Here is a 20,650-nt window from a genome sequence, read left to right as displayed (position 1 = left end):
GATGGATTAAGAGAATCTAGGAGGAATGCGCGCCAGGAACGTGCAACGAACCGTCCCCTCGAACGGCTCAAGCGTGCATGTCTTCGGAATCGACTGGCTGGGAACGGCTGCGACCCCTGGCCTCCAAGGCGGCCTTGAGCGAAGCGGCGATCGCTTCGCGCAGCAGATCCAGGCCAGCACCAGACTTGGCACTGACGAAAACCCGCTGGATTTTACCATACTCGTCATACTCGACCGTCGGTTCCAGACCGGCGGCGTCGATCTTGTTCCAGACCAGGATCTGCGGCACGTGGTCGGCACCGATTTCCTTCAAGACCAGGTTGACCTGCTCGATCTGTTCCATGCGCACCGGGCTGGCAGCATCCACCACATGCAGCAGCAAGTCGGCGTGGATGGTCTCTTCCAGGGTGGCCCGGAATGCCTCGACCAGCTGGTGAGGCAGTTCGCGGATGAAACCCACGGTGTCCGAGATCACCACATGCCCGACCTCGCCCAGGTAGACGCGACGGGAAGTCGTGTCCAGTGTGGCGAAAAGCTGGTTGGCGGCATACACGCCGGCCTTGGCCAGCGAGTTGAAGATGGTCGACTTGCCGGCGTTGGTATAACCCACCAGCGAGACCGAGAAGGTTTCACTGCGTCCGCGCGCTCGGCGCTGCGTGGCGTGCTGCCGGCGCAGCTTGGCCAGCACCGCGCGCAAGGCCTTGACGCGCTCGCCCAGCAGGCGGCGGTCGGTTTCCAGCTGGGTTTCACCGGGACCGCGCAGGCCGATACCGCCCTTTTGCCGCTCCAGGTGGGTCCAACCGCGAATGAGGCGGGTAGCCAGGTGCTGCAGCTGGGCCAGTTCGACCTGCACCTTGCCCTCGTGACTCTTGGCCCGTTGGGCGAAGATGTCGAGGATCAGGCTGGTACGGTCGAGCACACGCACCTTCAGCACCCGCTCCAGGTTACGTTGCTGGGCCGGTGAAAGAGCGTGATTGAAAATGACCAGTTCGAGCTGGAGGTCGGCGACGGCGTCAGCGACTTCTTGTGCCTTGCCGGTACCAACGAAGAGAGCGGCATCCGGACTGGCACGGCGGCCGGTGATGGTGATCACCGGTTCCGCACCAGCCGATTTTGCCAAGAGGAAGAGCTCATCCAGACTAGCGGCGAAATCGTTCTTGCCGAAGTCCAAGCCGACTAACGCGGCACGCATGTCAAAATGCCCACGGCGTCAAGCCGGCCAGGTAGACCATTATTCGTCGGACGAGGATTCGAGACTGAGGTTGACCGCACGTGCAGGCACGACGGTAGAGATGGCGTGTTTGTAAACCATTTGCGTAACGGTGTTGCGCAGCAGGACCACGTATTGATCGAAAGACTCCACATGGCCTTGCAGCTTGATGCCGTTGACCAGATAGATAGAGACGGGAACGTGCTCTTTTCTCAATGCGTTCAGGAATGGGTCTTGTAACAATTGCCCTTTGTTGCTCATGGCAGCTCCACGGTGTTGTTGTGATTAGGACTTGGAGGCACTTCAAGGAAAATCAAGTGCTTGACCAACTTTATGCTATTCAATTTAAACGATTTTGGCTCCAACGCCAAAAACATTGATCGAATAGCAGGATTTACGATTATTTTTCCTGCCGGATGAAAGGATTCTTGCCCGACCTGAACTCGATACGCAGTGGAGTGCCCACCAGAGAGAAAGTTTCCCTGAAGTGCTTTTCCAGATAACGTTTGTAGTTGTCGTCGATGGCTTCCAGTGCATTGCCGTGGATCACCACCACCGGCGGATTCTGGCCACCCTGGTGAGCATAGCGCAGCTTGGGGCGGATCGAACCCTTGCGGCGCGGTTGCTGGTGTTCCAGTGCCTCTTCCAGTGCGCGCGTGAGGCGCGGGGTGCTCAGCTTGGCCATGGCGGCAGCATAGGCCGAGTCGATGGACTTCATCAGCGGACCGATGCCGGTCGACTTCAGGGCTGAAATGAAGTGGAACTTGGCGAAGGAAAGGAAATTCAGTTTGCGCTCCAGATCCATCTTGATCTGGTTGCGCTGGTCGCTTTCCATGCCATCCCATTTGTTCACACCGACCACCAGCGCCCTGCCAGACTCCAGCACGAAACCGGCGATGTGGGCATCCTGCTCGGAAATATCCTGCTGCGCATCCAGCAGCAGCAGCACGACGTTGGCGTCCGAAATCGATTTCAGGGTCTTGACCACGGAAAACTTCTCGATGGCCTCGAAGACCTTGCCACGGCGGCGAATACCGGCGGTGTCGATCAGGGTGTAATGACGCCCTTCGCGTTCGAAGGGAATCTCGATGGAATCACGGGTCGTGCCCGGCATGTCGAAGGCGATCACGCGCTCTTCGCCCAGCAGGGTATTGACCAAAGTCGACTTGCCCACGTTGGGACGGCCGACGATGGCGATCTTGGTGCCGCGCACGGCCGGTTCCTCGGCTTCGGGCTCCTGGGCGCGCTGGGCGTCGACCTGATCCAGGGCTTCTTCCACCAGGTCGGCCACGCCATCACCGTGGGCAGCGGAGATCACGTAAGGATCGCCCATGCCCAGCTCATAGAAGTCGGCGGTGACCGAGGTGTACTTCATGCCTTCGGACTTGTTGACCACCAGCAGCACGGAACGGCCGCACTTGCGCAGGAAGTCGGTGATGGTCTTGTCGTGCGGCGTCAATCCCTGGCGGCCGTCGACGATGAACACCACGATGTCGGCCTCGACCACCGCCTGCTTGGTCTGCTTGGCCATCTCATACATGATCCCGTCCTTGGCGACGGGTTCGAAGCCACCGGTATCGATCACCAGGAACGGACGTTCGCCGACCCGGCCTTCGCCGTAGTGACGATCGCGCGTCAGGCCGGGCAGGTCCGCCACCAGCGCATCGCGGCTGCGGGTGAGCCTGTTGAACAACGTCGATTTGCCGACGTTGGGACGGCCTACAAGTGCAATTACCGGTTTCATTTCTTTTCTTGGGGGTCGTTCGTCACTTATTCAGCGACGACGGAGACCACGGTTCCTGATTTGGTTTGGAAAACGACAGACGAGCCGGTCGAAACCGGAGGCGCCTGGACAGCACTGCCGTCGGTAGCCAGACGGGCCACGAAGGCACCATCTTCCCGCGACAGGAAGTGAATATAACCCTGGAAGTCAGCCACCGCCACCGCCTTGCCCACTGCGATCGGGCTGGACAGCTGGCGATTCTTCAGGCGGTCGTTGCGCCAGATGACGGCACCGGTATCGCGTGCGAACTCGGTGACGGCACCATTGACATCGGCCGCATAGACGTAGGCGTCATCCAGATTGACGCCGACATCGCTGGAAAACTCCTTGATCCAGCGCACATTGCCGTTGAGCAAATCGAAGCAACCGATACGCCCCTGGTACGACACCGCACAGATATCACGCGAACCCAGCGCCGGCACGCCCGACACGTCGGAGATGCGTTCCAGTTCGGTGGTACCGCGCGGATCGCCCACCGGCACTTCCCAGCGCGGACCGCCGTTGTTCAGTGCCAGGGCCGACAGACGGCCACCCGGCAGGGCCACGAAGGCGGTCTGCGAACCGATCACGATGCCCGGCGCATTGCGCAGGGTCAGCGACGGCACGTTGCGCTGGACCATCCAGCGCTGGCTGCCATTGTCGGCATCATACGCGGTCACGCGGTTGTCGATGCTGCGAATGACCACCAGGCCCTCGCCCACGGCCGGAGCCGACAGTACTTCGCTGGGTGCCTGAGCGCTCCAGGTCGGCTTGCCGGAGGCGGCATCGAAGGCCTGGATACGGCCCTTCTCGGCCACCACCACCACGGTGCTGCCATCGCTGCCGACACCAGCCGTCAGGTTGCCTTCGGCACGGCTGCGCCACAGGGTCTGGCCATTCTGGGCGTTGATGCGCACCACGGTGCCATCATTGGCGGCGGCAAACACGCTGCCGGCGGCGAAAGCCGGGCTGAACTGGTAGCTGCTGGCCTTGCCGACCGATACCGTCCACGCAGCCTGGGCGCGCATCTTCTGGGTGAATTCGACCAGCGGGGCCGGCGGATTCGGATCTTTCTTGCTGGAGAACAGCGAGCAGCCGGACAAGGCCACCACAGCCGCCATGGCGGCCACATTCAGCGCCAGCTTGCAGGCGCTACGGGATCGAGCAAAGGATGTTGCCTTGGCAGCAGTGGCTGTCACACTACGCATATTCTGTTTCCTCTAAGCGATGGATGGATTCGCGGTGGGATTGCGATTCAATTCGGGGTTGCATCTGCAACCCGCCAGGCCACCGGTGCGCCACAGCGAACCGGGACCCGGAGCATTCTTCAGTGGCGCGAGCGCCGGCCTCAGGCCTTGGGCGCTTCGCCTCCGATGGCGTCGAGCTTGATCTGGATCAGTTGACGACCCGGATCCTTGGCGTCGCTCTTTTCCAGCGCCAGCTTGTAGGCGCTGCGGGCTTCGTCGCGCTTGCCCTGGGCGGCCAGCACATCGCCCTTGCGGTCGGCAATGGCACCGGCGAACTGCGCGGGATAGTCACCCGACAGCACCTTCAGCGCCTCCTCATACGCCTTGGCATCGAGCAGCACGCCCGCCAGGCGGACGGCAGCGATGGCCTTGTATTCCTTGCCACGGCCGTGGTCGATCACCCATTGCAGCTGCTTCTTGGCCGCTTCCAGGTCATTGGCATCGAAGGCCGACTTGGCTGCCACCAGGGCGCTCATCTCGGCGTAGGCGGTGCCGCTGAACTTGTCCTGGATGTCGGCGGCGGCGCGTTGCACCTTGGCATTGTCCTTGGCTGCCAGCGACTTCTGCTGTTCTTCGTAGAGCACCGAGGCTTGCGCCGACTGGCGGCCCTGCCAGGTGTTCCAGCCGGTCCAGCCGGCGTAGGCGGCCAGCGCGATGATCAGCGCCCAGGTCACCAGGTTGCCGTATTTCGCCCACCAGGCCTTGATGGAATCAAGCTGTTCTTGTTCTTCGAGATCGTATGCCATGTAACTCTGCGTTTAGATAAGTTGACGGTCGAGGTGGACGGGTCTTCAGGGGTGATAGTGCACGTGGTCGTGATCATGGTCGTGATCGCCGACGATCTGTTCCACGATGTAGTCGACCACGCCGTCGAAGGCCATGTTGCTCTGGTTGGCACGCCCTTCCTCGGCATTGCCTTCGCGCATGTGCTTGACGGTGGCAGTCCCGGCCTTGAGCTCGTCTTCACCGATGATCACGGCAAAGGCAGCACCGCTGGCGTCGGCGCGCTTCATCTGCGCCTTGAACGAACCACCACCATTGGACGATGCGCAATGTAGCACAACATCGAGCCCGGCAGTCCGCAAACGTTCAGCCAGAACGAAAGATTGCAACTGTGCTTCTTCGCCTTGATGGACCAGATAGACGTCGCACTGGTTCGGTGCATACTGCTCGCCATTGGCCTTCATCAGCTCCAGCAGGCGTTCCACGCCCATGGCGAAGCCACAGGCCGGGGTCGGCTTGCCGCCGAACATTTCGATCAGTGGATCGTAGCGTCCACCGCCGCAGACCGTGCCCTGCGAGCCCAGCTGGTCGGTGACCCACTCGAACACGGTACGGTTGTAGTAGTCCATGCCGCGCACCAGGCGCGGGTTGATGGTGAAGGGAATGTTGTTGTGGCGCAGGATCTTCTGCACGCCCTCGAAGTGCGCGCGCGATTCTTCACCCAGGTAATCCAGCAGCTTGGGGGCGGCGTTCACCATCTCCTGCATGGCAGGATTCTTCGTATCCAGGATGCGCAGCGGGTTGGCGTGCAGGCGGCGCTGGGCGTCGGTGTCCAGCAGGTCCTTGTGCTGTTCGAAGTAGGCAATCAGGTCGGCACGGTGCTTGTTGCGCTCTTCGGCGTTGCCGATGGAGTTCAGTTCCAGGCGGATGTCGGACAGGCCCAGGTCATCCCACAGGCGCTGGCACATCATGATCAGTTCGGCATCGATGTCCGGGCCGCTGAAACCCACGGCTTCGGCGCCGACCTGGTGGAACTGGCGATAACGGCCGCGCTGCGGACGCTCATGGCGGAACATGGGGCCGACATACCACAGGCGCTTGGGACCGTCATAGGTCAGGTTGTGTTCCAGGGCAGCGCGCACCACGCCGGCGGTGTTTTCCGGGCGCAAAGTCAGGTTGTCGCCGTTCATGGAATCGGTGAAGGAATACATTTCCTTCTCGACGATGTCGGTCACCTCGCCCAGGCCGCGCGCGAACAGCGCGGTCGGCTCGACGATGGGGGTGCGGATCTGCTGGAAACCGTAGCTCTTGAGTACCGATTGCACCGTGTTCTCGAACAGCTCCCACAACGGGGCGTCCGCCGGCAGGATGTCATTCATGCCTTTGACGCCAACGATTTTTTCGACTTTCTTTTGTTCTGACATACCGAAACCCGGAGTTTTTACTTTTTACTTCATTTCTGGAAACTGGTATCTGACGCATCTTTCGTGCGACGCACCAGCGCAAGTGTACTGCATGGCCCGCAACGCCCTATGGTGGCGGGCTCCACGGTGGTCAGGAATGGCTGCCCTGACCGTAATGCGATTCGACATACTCCAGCACCACCTTCTGGAATTCCTCGGCGATGCGTTCGCCGCGCAGGGTCATCTTCTTTTCGCCATCGATGAACACCGGTGCCGCCGGCGACTCGCCGGTGCCCGGCAGGCTGATGCCGATGTTGGCGTGCTTGGATTCACCGGGACCATTGACGATGCAGCCCATGACGGCCACGTTCATGGCTTCCACGCCGGGATACTTGCCCTTCCAGACCGGCATCTGCTCGCGCAGGAAGGTCTGGATCTTGTCGGCCAGGTCCTGGAACACGGTCGAGGTGGTGCGGCCACAACCCGGGCAGGCGATCACCATCGGGGTGAACTTGCGCAAGCCCATGGTCTGCAGGATTTCCTGGCCGACCACCACTTCCTTGGTCCGGTCGCCGCCCGGCTCGGGGGTCAGCGAGATGCGGATGGTGTCGCCGATGCCTTCCTGCAGCAGCACCGACAGCGCCGCCGTGGAGGCCACGATGCCCTTGCTGCCCATACCGGCCTCGGTCAGGCCCAGGTGCAGGGGGTAGTCGCAGCGGCGCGCCAGCTCACGATAAACCGCGATCAGATCCTGCACGCCGGAAACCTTGCAGGACAGAATGATCTTGTCACCCGACATGCCCAGCTCCTCGGCGCGCTGGGCGTTCTCGATGGCCGAGGTGACCAAGGCTTCATACATCACCGCCTGGGCCGACCACGGCTCGGCACGACCGGCGTTTTCGTCCATGATGCGCGCCAGCAGCGCCTGGTCCAGGCTGCCCCAGTTCACGCCGATGCGCACCGGCTTGTCGTACTTGCAGGCCACTTCGATCATCTGGGCGAACTGGGTATCGCGCTTGGCGCCCTTGCCCACGTTGCCGGGATTGATACGGTATTTGGAGAGCGCCTGGGCGCACTCCGGATAGTCGGTCAGCAGGGTGTGGCCGTTGTAGTGGAAATCGCCCACCAGCGGCACATCCACGCCCATGCGGTCGAGCTGCTCGCGAATGGCCGGCACGGCTGCGGCGGCCTCGGGCGTATTGACGGTCAGGCGCACGATCTCGGAGCCGGCCCGGGCCAGTTCCTTGATCTGGATGGCCGTCCCGATGGCATCCGCAGTGTCGGTGTTGGTCATGGATTGCACCATGACCGGGGCACCACCACCCACGATGATCTCGCGCGCCCCATGGCTGATGACCACGCGGCGGCTGTTGCGGCGGGCCAGCGGCCCGGAGGCGATCGGGAAGGAAGACATGATGGCAGTCGACTCAGTTCAGGTTCAGGCGTGCAACATTGCTGCCGCCCGGGGTTTTCAGGTCCAGCGGCTGGCCGCGCAGGCTGGCGTCAACACCGGCGGCGTTGCCGATGATCAGGGTCGTGGCGTCCGAGACATCAAAGGTCTCGGTGGTGCCGGCCTTGAGCAGGCGCGAAATCACGGTGCTCTTGTCGGCACGCCGGATTTCCACCCAGGAATCCTCGCGGAAGGTCAGGCGCAGCAAATCCTTGCTGTTGACGATGTTCAGGCCACTGGGGACAGTGGTCGAGGCCATCTGGGCGGGCGCAGCCGATGCGGCAGACACAGCCGCCGGGGCCGGCGTGGATGCCGGCTGGCTGGCTGCCGGCGTGGCGGCCTGGACCGGTTCCGGCTTGGCCGCCACCGGGGCCTGAACTAGCGGTGCAGGTGCCTCCGCAACGGGAGCAGCAGGCTTGGCGGGCTCCTCGGCGGGTGCGGACGTGATTGTTTCAACGCGGGCATTCACCGGTGTCTCGGTGGAAGAAGCGGTCTCGGCCGACTGCACATTCTGCGCATCCGGAGAGGTGCCCGACGCTGCTGCTGCCTCCTCGTGATGCGATTTGAGGAAGGCCAACTGCGGCACATTGGCACCGAGTTCAGTCCAGCGCACGGCTGCCGCGCCTGCCAACAGGGCGACCACCACCACACCGGCGACGATGGGCAAGGCCGAGCTGTTGCCGCGCGTGCTCATCATCATGGCCGGCAGCGGACCTTCCGAGAACGGCGTGGAGAGCTGGTGCTGCGGCACGATGTGGTCGCGCTGCTGCACGGCCGACTCCTGCGGCAAGGAAGCCGTCACGGCATTCACATCCAGCCCCAGCACCTTGGCATAGCTGCGCACGAAACCGCGCGCGACGGCCAGGCCGGGCAAGGCTGCGTAGTTATCCGCTTCGATCGCCAGGATCTGGCGCGGGGCCAGCTTCACCAGGCTGGCTGCCTGCTCGATGGTCCAGCCCTTCTTCTGACGCGCTGCCGCCAGCGCGGCGCCGGGCAAGACCTGGGCCGGGGACGATGGACCAGGATCTTGCGGTTGCTGCGACGACATTTCGTTCATTTGTTGATCACTCATCAAATGCTCCACATGGAAAAGCTTTTTTTAGCCGGCCCTGGCCGGATTCTTCTGGAGCGTCCCTGCGCGGCTCCTGCCGCGTCCCTCCGGGGAAATTCGACAACTTCAGCCCATCCTGAACCATAACGGCAGAACGGACGATCATTTCAGCAAAAACACAAAAAGGACGTGCGATGCCTGCGCCCCAGCGCAACATCGACGCCCCCGTTACCCATTCTGTAAAAAGCGGCAGCTGATCCCTCGCCGTGGCGGCGAAGGCTGGTACCGCAGGACCAGCAAGGACATGGGACCACCCTGCCGTCACCCGGAGATCTCCACGATGCGGCCAAAGTCCTTGCCGAACTTGGCCTGGTATTCGGCCATTTTCTGCATGCGTTCCTGCACCCGTGTACGATCCTTCACTTCGCCGGCCAACTGGCCGCAGGCGGCATCGATGTCGTCGCCACGGGTCTTGCGGATGGTGGTCACGATGCCGGCATCCATCAGGATCTGCGCAAACGCCTTGATGCGCGGATTGTGCGAGCGCTTCAAGCCCGACTCGGGGAAGGGATTGAAGGGAATCAGGTTGAACTTGCAGGGGATGGCGGTCTCGCCTTCCTTCACCAGCGCGACCAGTTCGCGCGCATGGGTGTCGGTGTCATTGACGCCATCGAGCATGCAGTACTCGAAGGTGATGAAGTCGCGCGGCGCGAATTCCAGATAGCGTTTGCAGGCCAGCATCAGCTCGCGCAGCGGGTGCTTGCGATTGAGCGGAATGAGCGAATCGCGCAGCACATCGTTGGACGCGTGCAGCGAGACAGCCAGCGCCACCGGGCACTCCTGCGACAGCTTGTCGATCATCGGCACCACGCCGCTGGTGGAGAGCGTGACGCGGCGGCGCGACAGGCCATAGGCATTGTCGTCCAGCATCAGGCGCAAGGCGGTCACGGTCGGCTCGAAGTTGAGCAGCGGCTCGCCCATGCCCATCATGACCACGTTGGTGATCTGGCGCTCACCCTTGGGGCCGCCTTCGATGCCCTTGGTCTTGCGCAATTCGAATTCCGCCATCCACAGCTGGCCGATGATTTCGGCCACGGTGAGATTGCGGTTGAAGCCCTGCTTGCCGGTGGAGCAGAAGCGGCAATTCACTGCACAGCCCGCCTGCGTCGAAACGCACAGCGTGCCGCGGTTTTCTTCAGGAATGAACACGGTTTCCACCGCGTTGCCCTGGCCCACGTCGACCAGCCACTTGCGTGTGCCATCGGTGGAGGTATGGTCGCTGATGATGGCCGGCGCACGGACTTCGGCGCGGGTCTTCAGCTTGTCGCGCAGCGATTTGGCCAGGTCGGTCATCTGATCGAAATCAGACACGCCGAACTGGTGTATCCATCGCTGCAACTGCTTTGCACGAAACGGCTTCTCACCCAACTCGCCGCAGTAGGCGACGAGTTGCGCGGGATCCATATCCAGCAGATTGGTGAGAGCTGTAGTCATGATGCTTGCGGTCGGGACCAAGGCAGAAAGACGCGACAGGGATTGCAGCGCCGGTTTCCGCCCCGGCCCGGAAGACCGATGAAAAACAGGAACAGATTAACGCGAATAAACGTTCAGCGCCGGGAAGAAGTAGGCAATTTCGCCCTTGGCGGTTTCTTCAGCGTCCGAACCGTGCACGGCGTTGGCGTCGATGGAGTCGGCGAAGTCGGCGCGGATGGTGCCCTTCTCAGCCTTCTTCGGATCGGTTGCGCCCATCAGGTCGCGGTTCTTCAGGATGGCGCCTTCGCCTTCCAGCACCTGGATCATCACCGGGCCGGAGATCATGAAGTCCACCAGGTCCTTGAAGAAAGGACGCTCACGGTGCACAGCGTAGAAACCTTCAGCTTCAGCGCGCGACAGTTGGGCCATGCGAGCAGCGACGACCTTCAGGCCGGCGTTTTCGAAACGGCTGTAGATCTGACCGATCACGTTCTTGGCGACGGCGTCAGGCTTGATAATCGACAGGGTGCGTTCAATTGCCATGAGAAAAACTCCAATAAAAATAAAGGCTTAAAGCCAATAATTGTTAATTCAATGAACCTTGTATTTTAGCATGAAACCATCAGATATCATGTCAATTCACCTGCTTTGACACGGCATACGGGCAGTAGCGCATTGAAACCAGCCAGGATGCGCGAGATAACGGCCCCACATAAAGTGCCCGCATCTCGAACCAGAGCGAGGGAAGACTTGTCTTAGCAGTGAGCCATCGTGCTATTCTCTGGCTCGCATTCAACGCTTCGGAGGACATATGAATCAACTGGACACGACCTTCGGCCACTCGACCACGAGTCTGGCCACCCGCAACCGCGTTCTGCGCAACACCTACTGGCTGCTGGCGCTGTCGATGATCCCGACCGTGCTGGGCGCCTGGCTGGGTGTGCAGATGCATTTCAGCCTGTTTGCCGCCAGCCCGATGATCGGCTTCGTGCTGTTCCTGGCGATCGCCTTCGGCTTCTTCTACGCGATCGAGAAGACCAAGAATACCGGCTGGGGTGTAGCTTTCCTGCTGGGCTTCACCTTCTTCATGGGCCTGATGCTGTCGCGCCTGATCGAGTACACGCTGGGCTTCTCCAACGGCGCCGGACTGATCATGACGGCCTTTGGCGGCACCGCCATCATCTTCTGCGGCATGGCCACCATCGCCACCGTCTCCAAGCGTGACTTCTCGGGCATGGGCAAGTGGCTCTTCGCAGGCGTGCTGGTGATCCTGGTGGCTTCGCTGGCCAACATCTTCCTGCACCTGCCGGCGCTGCAACTGACCATCTCGGTGGTGGCCATCGCCATCTTCTCGGCTTACATCCTGTATGACGTGCAACAGGTGGTCAACGGCGGCGAAACCAACTACATTTCGGCCACGCTGGCGATCTACCTGGACGTCTACAACGTCTTTGCCAACCTGCTGTCCATCCTGGGCATCGTTGGCGGCAACCGAGACTGATCTCGCGAATATTGCTTCAAATGAAATAAAAATGCCGGCGCAAGCCGGCATTTTTTTCGTCTGCCGCCCTCGACCTCACTCGGGCAGATCGAACACGGCGATGGATTCCACGTGGGCCGTATGCGGGAACATGTTCACTACGCCAGCATACTTGAGCGCATAACCGCCGAGATGCACCAGCATGCCGGCGTCACGCGCCAGCGTGGCCGGGTTGCAGGAGACGTAGACGATACGCTTGGGCTTCAGGTGCTGCTGTTCCGATGGCAATTCCACGAGGGCCTTGCAGACTTCCATGGCACCTTCGCGTGGCGGGTCGATCAGCATGCGATCGAACTTGCCCAGCGCCACGAAATCCTCTGGCTTGGCTTCGAACAGGTTGCGACAATAGAAACTGGTCTTGGCATCGACGCCATTGACCTTGGCATTGTCCAGTGCGCGCTCGGTCAGGGCCGTGCTGCCTTCGATCCCGACCACTTCGCGTGCCAAGGTAGCGATGGGCAGCGTGAAGTTACCCAAGCCGCAAAACAGGTCAGCCACGCGATCCTGCGGCTGCACATCCAGCAGGCGCAGCGCACGGGCCACCAGAACGCGGTTGATCTGGTGATTCACCTGGGTAAAATCGGTCGGCTTGAACGGCATGCGGATACCGAATTCAGGCAAGGTGTACTGCAGGCGCGATTCGGTGGGATAGTATGGCGCTGCCGTATCCGGTCCCTTGGTCTGCAGCCACCATTCGATCTTGTGCTCGTCGGCAAAGGTCTTGAGCAGGGTTTCATCGGCCGGGCTCAGCGCCTCCATGATGCGCAACACCAGTACGGTAACCTTGTTGCCATCGTCGCCCTCACCTACGGCCAGCTCGATCTGCGGCATGCGATCACGAATCGACAGCGCTGCCACCAGTTCACGCAGCGGCACCAGCATGGCCGACACATTGGGCGGCAGGATTTCACAAGTCTTCATATCGGCGATGAAGGACGAGCGCTTTTCATGGAAGCCCACCAGCACCCCACCCTTCTTGGCCACGTGGCGCACCGAGATGCGGGCGCGATAGCGATAACCCCAGGTGGGACCATAGATGGGACGCAGCATGACCTCGGCCTTGGTCTTGCCCAGGTGCCAGAGGTTGTCTTCCAGCACGCGCTGCTTCATGGCGACCTGGGCCGACGGCTCCAGATGCTGCATGGCACAGCCGCCGCAGGTGCCGAAATATTCACACCTGGGCTTCACCCGCAGCGAGGACTCGCTATGCAGCGTGGTCATCACGCCCGCTTCCCACTTGGGTTTCTTGCGATAGGACTGGAAACTGACCCGCTCGCCCGGCAGCGCGCCTTCGACGAAGATGACCTTGCCTTGCGTGCCATCCTCGTTTTGGAGATGACCAACGCCGCGCCCGTCCATGTCGAGCGACTTGATTTCAATGATGATGTCTTGTTGCATGAGGGAAACCACAGGGTAGGACCGAAGCCCGCTGCCGAAAACAAAAGCGGTATTGTCCGCGATCCGGGACCGCGAGGGAAGCAGCAAGCGCATCCGGACCGCGCCGGCCCGCGAAAACCACTGCAATATAGAGGAAGCGCCCTAGAACAACGCGTCGCGGCTCACGCCGCGCGAGGTCAGCAGCCGCTTGAGCTTGACCAAAGCCTCCTGCTGCACTTGGCGCACACGCTCACGAGTGATGCCCATCTCGCCCGCCAGTTGCTCCAGCGTCGAGGGATCGTCGTTGTCCAAGCCGAAGCGGCGGGCCACCACTACACGTTGTTTTTCGGACAAGCTCTTGAGCCATTCCCGGATCAGCAAGGCCATTTCCTGGCTTTCGGCACGGGTGTCCGGATGCTCTTCGACGGCACTGGGCAAGAGATCCATCAGGCTGGCCTGCGGGTCGTTATCGAGCGGGGTGTCCAGCGAGGCTGCATGTTCGGACAGGGCCAGCACATCCTGCACCTCTTCCACCGGGCGGTCGACCAGGTGCGCGATGTCTTCGGCGCTGGCGTCTCTTCCGTCACGTTGCTGCGCTTCGAGGTGATATTTTGCGCGGAGAATCTGGTTCAGCTCGCGCACCATATGCACGGGAAGCCGCACGGTACGGGCCTGATTCATGATGGCGCGCTCGATGCTCTGGCGGATCCACCAGGTGGCGTAGGTAGAGAAGCGGAAACCGCGCTCAGGCTCGAACTTGTCGATGGCGCGCATCAGGCCGAGGTTGCCCTCTTCGATCAGGTCCAGCAGGGCCACGCCCCGGTTGATGTAGTGCTTGGCGATTGACACTACCAGCCGCAGGTTGTGCTCGATCATCTTCTGGCGCGCCTCGAATTCGCCGGCCTTGGCCTGGGTGGCGAAATGCAGCTCTTCGGCCGCCGTCAACAGCGGCTTGGCACCGATCTTGTTGAGGTAATGCTGGGTGGTGTCGGTGGAGAGTTCGGCGGCGAGCACCTTCTTGAGCTCGTCCACGCCTTCGGCCGGGGCAGCCTCCTGGGGCTGCTCGGCAGCATCGCCGTCAATCACTTCCGGTTCATCGATCTCCTCGATGGAATCGTCCATATCCTCTTCACGAGGGTCCTGGTCTGGCAAGTGATCGCGGCGATTGCTTGTCATACGCTAGCGTGGCGGTAAGTATTTTGAAGGATCAACAGGTTTACCCTGCTGGCGGATCTCGAAATGCAGTTTGACGCTGTCGCTGTCGGACTTGCCCATTTCAGCGATCTTCTGTCCCTTGGTCACCGCCTGGCCTTCCTTGACCAGGATGGTCTTGTTGTGGGCATAGGCCGACAACAAGTTGTTGGTGTGCTTGATGATCACCAGGTTGCCATAGCCACGAATGCCGCTACCGGCATACATGACCTTGCCACCGGCTGCTGCCAGCACGGCCTGGCCATCCTTGCCTGCAATGTCCACACCCTTCTTGCCGCCTTCGAAGGTGCCGATCACCTTGCCGTCGGCCGGCCACATCCAGGTCACGCCTTCATCATCGCTGGCGACCGGCGCCTGGCTGGCTGCCGCCGGCTTGTCCGCTGCATGCGGCGCTTCCGGCTTGGCGACAGCCGCAGGGGCTGCAGCAGGTGCGGCTGCCGGTGCAGCATCAGGCTTTTCCAGTTCAGCCAGGGCGCTTTCCGAGTAGGCCCGCTTGTCACCGCGCGGACCAGTCTTGTTGCTGCCCGAGGCCATCGGTGCTGCAGCCGGTGCGGCGGCACCTGGTGCACCCAGCGGCTTCACGTCCAGGCCTGCGCCCGGCGCGGCAGCCACGGTCGCCGTCTGGGCCGGACCGGCACGATCGTGCGGCGCCACGCGCAGCACCTGGTCGACCTTGATGTCGTTCGGGTTGGTCAGATTGTTCCAGGCGACGATGTCGCGCCAGTTCTGCCCGACGTCCAGGGCGATGCGATACAGGGTATCGCCCTTCTTGACCGTGTAATAGCCACGTCCCGACGGGGCCGGCACCACCGGAGCGGCAGCAGCATCGGCCGGCTTGGCGGTGCTCGACGTGCGCTCGACGACGGGCGCCGGCTGCTGATTCGGTGTCGAGCCGCAGGCGGCCAGCAAACTGACGACACTGCCCAATACAGCCAAACGAATTTTCTTCATGCTCTTACGTTAGATTTTGTACGACGCTAGTTGACACGCAGCCAGCGCCAGAAGTTCATCAGGGAAATGCGGCCCCCTCGCCTGCCCATCCGCTCTTTTCATCGACCCGCGGCTTGGATGCTTGTGCTTGTTGCCGCCCGCTCCCTGTTCGATGATGCGTGGCGGACCTGATATCCGCCGGTTTTGCTCATTGCGTCCTGCTCATGCCGGACTTTGCCGACCTACACCGTTCCCGGCCGCAGCGGCACGAAATGGCACTGTTCCAGGGTGGTACGGCGCCAGTCGCGCTGGCCCACACGTTCAATCAGTTCCAGCACCTGCTGGCGTTCGCCCACGGGCGCTACCAGCCTGCCGCCAATGGCGAGCTGTTCCAGCAGGGCCTGCGGCACTTCGAGACCTGCCGCCGCGAGGATGATGCCATCAAACGGCGCAACTTGCGGCAGGCCAAGCATACCATCTCCGTAATGCAAGCGGATGTTCGCCACGCGCAAGGGACGCAGATTGGTCTTGGCCAGTTCATGCAAGGGCTTGATGCGCTCGATGGAATACACCTCGCCTGCTACCCGCGACAGTACGGCGGCCTGGTAGCCGCAGCCGGTGCCGATCTCCAATACCCGGTCCAGGCGGCCGCCATGGCGATTCTGGCGCATCAGTTCGATCATGCGCGCCACGATGTAGGGCTGCGAAATGGTCTGGTGATGGCCGATCGGCAGCGACGCATCGATATAGGCCTGGCTGGCCAGGCCGGGTTCCACAAACATGTGGCGCGGCACTGCCTCCAGCGCGGCCAGCACCTTGGCATCGGCCACACCCTGCTTGGCCACGCGCGCCACCATGGCCTTGCGCACCGCTTCCGAGGCCAGCGGCGAGGCATGATGGGAAGCATTGGTCTGGGTCACCGTCATGACGTTCCTGACGGCCGTGCGCGGCACCGGCGCGGCGCTCAGCAGCGGCTGGGCCGGCGCTACCGGCGCGCGCGGTGGTGCCGGCGGCGGACGCAGCGCCTGGGCCAGGCCCTGCTGCACCGGCTTCAGGGCCGCGCGCTGCGATGACTGGGCGGCATTCTTGGCCGCCGTCTGGGTCGTGGCCTGGGGCCGGCCAGCCGCATCCCGCCCGGCGTTGGCGGTCTTTTTCTTGTCGACCACCGAGGACAGGCTCAGCGGAAAGCGGCTGGGCTTGTCGCTCATGCAAGCGCTTTCTTGAGATTGTCCAGTTGCGCGGTGTGCGTCAGGTCGATCTGCAGCGGCGTGATGGAGACGTAGCCATTGGCCGTCGCATGGAAATCGGTGCCCTCGCCACCATCCTTGGCGGCCCCGGCCGGGCCGATCCAGTACAGGTCCCGGCCATGCGGGTCAGTCAGCTTGTGCACCGGCTCGGACATGTGGCGTTTGCCCAGACGGGTTGCCACGCAGCCCTTGATCTGCGCATACGGCAGGTTGGGAATGTTGACGTTGAGCAGGTAAGGCTTGGGCAGGCTGTCGAAGCGGCGCTCAACGATCTCGCGGGCGATGCGTGCGGCCGACTCCAGCTCGCCCCAGCCCTTGTGCAGTTGCGAAAACGCAATGGAAGGAATGCCGAACAGAAAACCCTCGGTCGCCGCCGCCACCGTGCCGGAATAGAGCGTATCGTCGCCCATGTTCTGGCCTTGGTTGATGCCGGAGACGATCAGGTCAGGACGCTCCTTGAGCAAGCCGGTCAGCGCCACGTGGACACAGTCCGACGGCGTGCCATTGAGATAGTAGAAGCCGTTGGCGGCCTGCTCCACCCACAGCGGGCGATCCAGCGTCAGGGAATTGGAGCTGCCCGAGCGATTGCTGTCGGGGGCCACCACGGTGATGTCGGCGATCGCTGCGAGAGCTTCGGCCAGGGCATTGATGCCGGGTGCCAGGTAGCCGTCGTCGTTGCTGATGAGGATTTTCATGGCCTGAATTTTAACCGAAGCCGAGCTTTGGACAGCCCCTCCTCCTGACATTCTCCTGCCCTGTTGCGTTGTCTATTCCTGCAGCGTCAGTTCCTGATAGACATAGGCTGACAGCACCAGTTTGTCGCGCACCGTCAGTTGCGCAAATTCCACCCCGTACTGATGGAAATCGGCCTCCCCCAAAGACTCCACCGTCCGCAGGACCACCGGCAGTTCCAGCGGCAACTGCTGGTCCGCCACCGAGGCCACGAAACGCAGCTGGCCCGTCACGCCCTTCTTTGCCGCCACCTTGCCGGAAAGCGAGGTCGCCACCAGCGAAGCCCCAGCCAAACTGAGGTCGATCACGCTGGCGGCCAGCGGCTGGCTGCCATCCACCGCGAGATAGCCTTCCGCCCCGACAGGCACGCGGGTGGCCTGGCGGATGACGGTGGAACGTACCTCTTTGGGCAGGGAGACATGAAGGTAAACGAAAGGAGTTTGCTGGTACTTCAGCAGTTGCGCCGCAAAAGCATAGGCGCGGCGACCGGTCAGGGCGCGCACCACGAAGCCCTGGCCTTCCCGCACGAAGAGCTGCTTGCCCTCCTTTTGTGGCGCTGTCACCAGGATACTGCGGTTGGGCAAGCAGCCCACCAATGACACCGCATAGCGCTGCGCGGCATCGTTGGCAAATTGCAGCCACAAGGTATCGCCGATCTGCCAGCGCACCTCGTCAAGCGTGATCACGGTTTCCTGGCCGCGCACTGCCGCAGAGGGCTTCAAAGGTTTTTTGCCACCCTGCTTCTTGCGCAAGACGTCGCGTGCCTGCGGCAACGGTACGGATTCGGTATCCGGCTCGGCAATCCAGTTGGCATTGCGGTAGAGACCGTTTTCGATCAGCCCGGCCAGTTGATCCGGTGTGTCGATCAAGGTACCGCGTGCCAGCAGGAGCTTGCCGGCATCGTTGTAGATCGGCCAGGGCGCGGGGCGGCCCAGGGCGAGTTCGGAGGCGCGCACCGGCACCAGCGAGGTGTGATCTGCCATCTCAACCCTCCGCCGCAGCGTCCTCGTCGGCGGCGGCAGCGGCGCGGCGTGCATCCTGCTCGCGGAAGAAGGCTTGTACCACCTCCAGCTCGCGGGTGCGCTTGAAGGGCGGCAGGCTCTGCCAGATACGGCGACCGTAATTCTTGGTGATGATGCGCGGATCGCAGATCATCAGCACGCCGCGGTCGCCCTCGTCACGGATCAGGCGACCCGCGCCCTGCTTCAGGTTGATGATGGCCGCCGGCAACTGGTGGTGCACGAAGCCGTTCAGGCCCTGCTTTTCCATTTCGCTGATACGGGCCGCCAGCACCGGATCATCCGGTGGAGAAAACGGCAGCTTGTCGATGATGACCAGGGACAGTGCGTCGCCACGCACGTCCACGCCTTCCCAGAAGCTCTGGCTACCGATCAGCACGCCATTGCCCGCAGCGCGGAAACGGTCCAGCAACTCCGTACGTCCCGCCTCGCCCTGCACGAACAGCGGGAAATCATGGCCGCGCGCGTCGAACTCGGCGCGCAGCCGCTCCGCTGCACGATTGACTGCACGCAGCGTAGTGCACAGGAAGAAGCAGCGGCCGCCGGCGGCCTCGATGGTCGGCAGTGCGGCATCGATGACGGCATCGGTGTATTCAAACGAATTTGGCTGTGGCAGGTTCTGCGGTACGTACAGCAGCCCCTGCTCGGCATAATTGAAAGGGCTCGGCCACGATTGCGCCGGGGCATTCCACAGGCCCATCTGGGCTGCGTAGTGATTGAAATCCTTCTTCACTGCCAGCGTCGCCGACGTGAAGATCCATGAACGCGGCGTACCCTCGCGCTGCTTGTTGAAGATGGGCGCGATCGACAGCGGCGTGCGGTGCAACTGCAGCGAGGACTGGAAGGCTTCCACCCAGAGCACGTAGAAGGGTTTCTGCGCGGGCGAATCTTCCTGCTCCTCACCCTCGCCTGCTCGCTTGTTGTCGGCGGGCTTGGCCGCTGCCTTGGCGGCGGCTTCGGCCTGGATCTTGGCCAGTTCGTCGGGCGTGCCCCAGTTTTCCAGCTGCCGCAGCAATTCATTGGCACGGTCGCGGCACTGCTCGATGGTCTCGGCACGTTCGGCCTGTTTTTCGAGCACGGCGATCATGTCGTCCATGCAGTCCTTCAGCGTGTCGAGCGACGGGAAGAAGGCGCTGGAAGGCGCAATCTGGTTCAGCGCCAGGCGTACCGATTCTTCCGGGAAAGCCAGCCGCAGATCGCGCGCCGCACGTTCCACCGGTGCCACCAGACGCGCCCAGTCAGCACCGTCACGGGCATGCGACAGGCCTTCGGCCAGCACGTCGCGGCAGAGTTCGAGAATCTGCGAGGTGGAGATGGTCTCGCCAAAGAACAGCGTGGCCGTATCCGGCAACTGGTGCGCTTCGTCGAAGATGACGGTATTGGCCGAGGGCAGCAGTTCGGCGATGCCGGTGTCCTTCAGGGCCACATCAGCGAAGAACAGGTGGTGATTGACCACCACCACATCAGCCTGCTGCGCTTCCTTGCGCGCCTTCATGACGAAGCAATCCTGGTAGTACTGGCATTCAGCCCCGAAACAGGTATCGCGGGTGGAGGTCACCAGATTCCATACCGAAGCCGTCTCCGGCACCTTGGTCAGCTCGGCCTTGTCGCCGGAGGAAGTGGATTTGACGAAGCGCGAGATCTCGCGCAGGTAGCCCACATCCTCGCGCGCGGTCAGGCGGCCGTTCTGCAGGGTGCGCTCCAGGTGGAAGTGGCAGACATAATTGCTGCGCCCCTTGAGCAGCGCCACCGAGACGGGCGCATGCAAGGCCTTGCGCACGGTGGGGATATCACGATTGAAGAGCTGGTCCTGCAGCGTCTTGGTGCCGGTGGAGACGATGGTCTTGCCGCCCCACAGCAAGGCCGGGACGAGGTAGGCAAAGGTCTTGCCGGTACCGGTACCGGCCTCGGCGATCAGCGTACCCTGATTGGCGATGGCGTCGGCGATGGCCTTGGCCATCTCGGTCTGGGCATGACGCGGGCGATAGCTGCCAACGGCACCGCCCAAGGGACCGCCTTCACCGAACAGGCGCTCGACCTCGGCATCATGGAGACCTGGTTCTTCGGGGGCAGCGCCCTCCGTCCCGGCGGGAGCGGTGCGACTGTCGGCGTTGTGGGCGGGGGCTTCGGGAGCTGTCACTGCGGCAAACCTGTAGAAGAACACGTGTGGCGCAGGCATCGGCGATACCGGCGCATCTTGCACGTCATTGGGAACAAGGCGCTATTTTACGCGGAGTCGGCAGCCTACCCCCGACTCGCATGAAGGACACAGGA

At 62.3% G+C, this 20,650-nt stretch carries 18 protein-coding genes; 1 reads left to right on the top strand and 17 read right to left on the bottom strand.

The window, feature by feature from the left end; all coding sequences use genetic code 11:
• Positions 1 to 67: 67 nt before the first annotated feature.
• The 10 genes from hflX to ndk all read right to left on the bottom strand — a co-directional run bounded on the left by hflX (position 68) and on the right by ndk (position 10,862).
• Positions 68 to 1,192, bottom strand: coding sequence for a GTPase HflX (gene hflX, locus ACWHXP_RS05130; protein ID WP_121041887.1), 1,125 nt, complete (start codon positions 1,190 to 1,192; stop codon positions 68 to 70).
• A 39-nt stretch (positions 1,193 to 1,231) separates the two neighbouring features.
• Positions 1,232 to 1,471, bottom strand: coding sequence for an RNA chaperone Hfq (gene hfq / locus ACWHXP_RS05125; RefSeq protein ID WP_006463311.1), 240 nt, complete (start codon positions 1,469 to 1,471; stop codon positions 1,232 to 1,234).
• 139 nt (positions 1,472 to 1,610) lie between these two features.
• Positions 1,611 to 2,954 carry a ribosome biogenesis GTPase Der gene (gene der / locus ACWHXP_RS05120; protein WP_039785362.1) on the bottom strand — a complete coding sequence of 448 codons (1,344 nt, stop codon included), beginning with the start codon at positions 2,952 to 2,954 and terminating at the stop codon, positions 1,611 to 1,613.
• A 26-nt stretch (positions 2,955 to 2,980) separates the two neighbouring features.
• Positions 2,981 to 4,180, bottom strand: a complete 1,200-nt coding sequence (gene bamB, locus ACWHXP_RS05115; protein ID WP_489634350.1) for an outer membrane protein assembly factor BamB — start codon at positions 4,178 to 4,180, stop codon at positions 2,981 to 2,983.
• 140 nt (positions 4,181 to 4,320) lie between these two features.
• Positions 4,321 to 4,965 (bottom strand): YfgM family protein, encoded by a 645-nt coding sequence (locus tag ACWHXP_RS05110; protein WP_489623165.1) that lies wholly within the window; start codon positions 4,963 to 4,965, stop codon positions 4,321 to 4,323.
• Positions 4,966 to 5,010: 45 nt separating this feature from the next.
• Positions 5,011 to 6,366 (bottom strand): histidine--tRNA ligase, encoded by a 1,356-nt coding sequence (hisS, locus tag ACWHXP_RS05105; protein ID WP_039785359.1) that lies wholly within the window; start codon positions 6,364 to 6,366, stop codon positions 5,011 to 5,013.
• 130 nt (positions 6,367 to 6,496) lie between these two features.
• On the bottom strand, positions 6,497 to 7,759 hold the full coding sequence (gene ispG, locus ACWHXP_RS05100; protein WP_204726644.1) for a flavodoxin-dependent (E)-4-hydroxy-3-methylbut-2-enyl-diphosphate synthase: 1,263 nt from the start codon (positions 7,757 to 7,759) through the stop codon (positions 6,497 to 6,499).
• A 13-nt stretch (positions 7,760 to 7,772) separates the two neighbouring features.
• The gene (locus ACWHXP_RS05095) at positions 7,773 to 8,867 is read right to left on the bottom strand and encodes a RodZ domain-containing protein (RefSeq protein ID WP_489623166.1); all 1,095 of its coding nucleotides are present in this window, start codon (positions 8,865 to 8,867) and stop codon (positions 7,773 to 7,775) included.
• 300 nt (positions 8,868 to 9,167) lie between these two features.
• Positions 9,168 to 10,340: a dual-specificity RNA methyltransferase RlmN gene (gene rlmN / locus ACWHXP_RS05090; RefSeq protein ID WP_121041897.1), complete on the bottom strand. Its 1,173-nt coding sequence runs from the start codon at positions 10,338 to 10,340 to the stop codon at positions 9,168 to 9,170.
• Positions 10,341 to 10,436: 96 nt separating this feature from the next.
• Complete coding sequence (gene ndk, locus ACWHXP_RS05085) at positions 10,437 to 10,862, bottom strand: nucleoside-diphosphate kinase (protein ID WP_034333977.1); 426 nt, start codon at positions 10,860 to 10,862, stop codon at positions 10,437 to 10,439.
• A gap of 268 nt (positions 10,863 to 11,130) precedes the next feature.
• On the opposite strand from ndk, the gene ACWHXP_RS05080 reads away from it, so the two are divergent.
• Entirely contained in the window at positions 11,131 to 11,820 is a 690-nt protein-coding gene (locus ACWHXP_RS05080) for a Bax inhibitor-1/YccA family protein (protein ID WP_039785351.1), read from the top strand.
• 75 nt (positions 11,821 to 11,895) lie between these two features.
• On the opposite strand, the gene rlmD is transcribed toward ACWHXP_RS05080, so the two are convergent.
• From rlmD to yoaA, 7 genes are all read right to left on the bottom strand, one after another.
• A complete protein-coding gene (gene rlmD / locus ACWHXP_RS05075) occupies positions 11,896 to 13,257 on the bottom strand; it encodes a 23S rRNA (uracil(1939)-C(5))-methyltransferase RlmD (protein ID WP_489634351.1) in 1,362 nt (453 codons plus the stop codon).
• Positions 13,258 to 13,398: 141 nt separating this feature from the next.
• Positions 13,399 to 14,412 (bottom strand): RNA polymerase sigma factor RpoS, encoded by a 1,014-nt coding sequence (rpoS, locus tag ACWHXP_RS05070; RefSeq protein WP_489634352.1) that lies wholly within the window; start codon positions 14,410 to 14,412, stop codon positions 13,399 to 13,401.
• Between the two features lie 3 nt (positions 14,413 to 14,415).
• Positions 14,416 to 15,399: a peptidoglycan DD-metalloendopeptidase family protein gene (locus ACWHXP_RS05065; protein WP_489634353.1), complete on the bottom strand. Its 984-nt coding sequence runs from the start codon at positions 15,397 to 15,399 to the stop codon at positions 14,416 to 14,418.
• Positions 15,400 to 15,620: 221 nt separating this feature from the next.
• Positions 15,621 to 16,586: a protein-L-isoaspartate(D-aspartate) O-methyltransferase gene (locus ACWHXP_RS05060; protein WP_134222775.1), complete on the bottom strand. Its 966-nt coding sequence runs from the start codon at positions 16,584 to 16,586 to the stop codon at positions 15,621 to 15,623.
• Positions 16,583 to 17,320, bottom strand: coding sequence for a 5'/3'-nucleotidase SurE (gene surE / locus ACWHXP_RS05055; protein WP_489634354.1), 738 nt, complete (start codon positions 17,318 to 17,320; stop codon positions 16,583 to 16,585). Before surE ends, ACWHXP_RS05060 begins: the two co-directional genes overlap by 4 nt.
• A gap of 72 nt (positions 17,321 to 17,392) precedes the next feature.
• Positions 17,393 to 18,340, bottom strand: a complete 948-nt coding sequence (locus ACWHXP_RS05050) for a flagellar brake protein (RefSeq protein WP_489634355.1) — start codon at positions 18,338 to 18,340, stop codon at positions 17,393 to 17,395.
• Between the two features lies 1 nt (position 18,341).
• Entirely contained in the window at positions 18,342 to 20,555 is a 2,214-nt protein-coding gene (gene yoaA / locus ACWHXP_RS05045; RefSeq protein ID WP_489634356.1) for a DNA repair helicase YoaA, read from the bottom strand.
• Positions 20,556 to 20,650 lie beyond the last annotated feature (95 nt).

The organism is Herbaspirillum sp. Her2 (genome assembly GCF_057961375.1).
The sequence above is the reverse complement of the archived record's forward strand: the minus strand, read 5'-3'. Positions and strand labels throughout refer to the sequence as shown.